Consider the following 1,568-nt stretch of genomic DNA (forward strand, 5'->3'; position numbering starts at 1 on the left):
CCCTTTGACAGGGGATTCCTGTTTGCCCACGCCGCTTATGAGGTGACCGGCGTTTTTGGCGGAGCCTTGATAGATTTCCCCGGACATGTGGCCCGCTTGCAACGCACGCTCGACGGTATCGACATTCCCAATGCGTGGCGCGCGGACGCGCTGGAGGCCATCCATCAGGGTCTGATCGAGAAGAACGGGCTCGCCGAAGGCTTCGTCTATCTGCAAATCACGGGCGGGGCCTATGGCGGACGCGATTTTGCGGGGCCCGAGACGCTCAAACCGTCCATCTTCCTGTTCTGCGAACCGCGAGAGCTGATCGGCGAGAAAGCAAAGAACGGCGTCGCCTCCATGCTGATCGAAGACCAGCGCTGGAAGCGGCGCGACTACAAGACAACCCAGCTCCTCTCCCAGGCGCTGGCCTACCGGCATGCCGCCCGGCTCGGTCGCTTCTCGGCCATCCTGCATGAAGACGGTCTGGTCACGGAGGCCGCCTCCGCCAATCTCTGGACGGTGCTGGCGGACGGCAGATTGGTGACGCGAGAGCTCGGCCACCAGATCCTGCCGGGCGTCACGCGCCAATCGGTACTCGACCAGTTGAAGCGCGATGGGATCGAGGTTGAGGAGCGCGCCGTGTCCGTGGAAGAGCTACTCGCTTCGAGGGAAGTCTTCACCACCTCGGCGACAGGACTCGTCCTGCCAATCGTCGAGCTCGATGGAAACGCTGTCGGCGCCGGCACGCCTGGCCCGGTCACCCGCCGCGTGCAGGTGCTCTACTACACCGCCATGGGCGCGGACGTGTCCGTGCGTGCGCCCTGGCTCTAGCGGCGACCCGAAGGCTAGGAATGCGACAGCGCCGCGAGCCGGGGTTCGATGGCTGTCTCGGAAGCCGCGCGAGCGCGGCGCGCCTGCAGCGTGTTCATCACCTTCATGGCGAGAATGATCGCGGCAAGGCCCAGCGTGATCACATTGGCGATGATCATCGGCATGCTGCCAATCACGATGCCATAGACGAGCCAGCAGGCAACGCCGGCGGTGAACATGGAATACATGGTCAGCGACAGGCTTTCAGTGTTGCGCGTGCGCAGAACCATCAGCGCCTGCGGCAGGAAGGAGGCGGTGGTCAGGAAAGCGGCGATGAGGCCAATCGTGTCAGTCATGAAGTTCGACCTGTTTGGAGACGACATTCATATAGGTGATTTGCTGCGCTGCGTCATCGAATATTTGATTGGTCGAGATATGCATTTGTGCATGCGCTGCGTCATTTTCGGGTCCATCTTGCCCAAGACAGATCTTCGCGCCATGTTGCGCCGCAATATGGAGGAAAAATAATGACAGAGCGCTCATATCAGCATGAGGCCGATCGCCCGTGGATCTTCCGCACCTATGCGGGCCACTCGACGGCCGAAAAATCAAACGCGCTCTACCGCTCGAACCTTGCGCGCGGGCAGACCGGCCTCTCCATTGCCTTTGACCTACCGACCCAGACCGCGTTCGACAGCGACCACATCCTGTCCAGGGGCGAGGTCGGCAAGGTCGGCGTGCCTGTCAGCCACCTTGGCGATATGCGCACGCTGTTC

Annotated in this window: 3 protein-coding genes; 2 read left to right on the top strand and 1 reads right to left on the bottom strand. The window is 62.0% G+C overall.

Annotation, left to right across the window (positions count from 1 at the left end; translation table 11 throughout):
• Window positions 1–813 (top strand): aminotransferase class IV (locus WA989_RS03080; RefSeq protein WP_424339058.1); only part of this gene is annotated, 813 nt, incomplete at its 5' end.
• Window positions 814–827: 14 nt separating this feature from the next.
• Here the strand turns inward: WA989_RS03080 and WA989_RS03085 are convergent.
• A complete protein-coding gene (locus tag WA989_RS03085) occupies window positions 828–1,148 on the bottom strand; it encodes a SemiSWEET transporter (protein WP_424339059.1) in 321 nt (106 codons plus the stop codon).
• A 171-nt stretch (window positions 1,149–1,319) separates the two neighbouring features.
• Here WA989_RS03085 and WA989_RS03090 point away from each other — a divergent pair.
• Window positions 1,320–1,568: methylmalonyl-CoA mutase family protein (locus tag WA989_RS03090; protein ID WP_424339060.1), on the top strand; the 249-nt coding region annotated here is incomplete at its 3' end.

Origin of the sequence: Henriciella sp., assembly GCF_049649345.1 — a bacterium.
Lineage (GTDB): Bacteria > Pseudomonadota > Alphaproteobacteria > Caulobacterales > Hyphomonadaceae > Henriciella.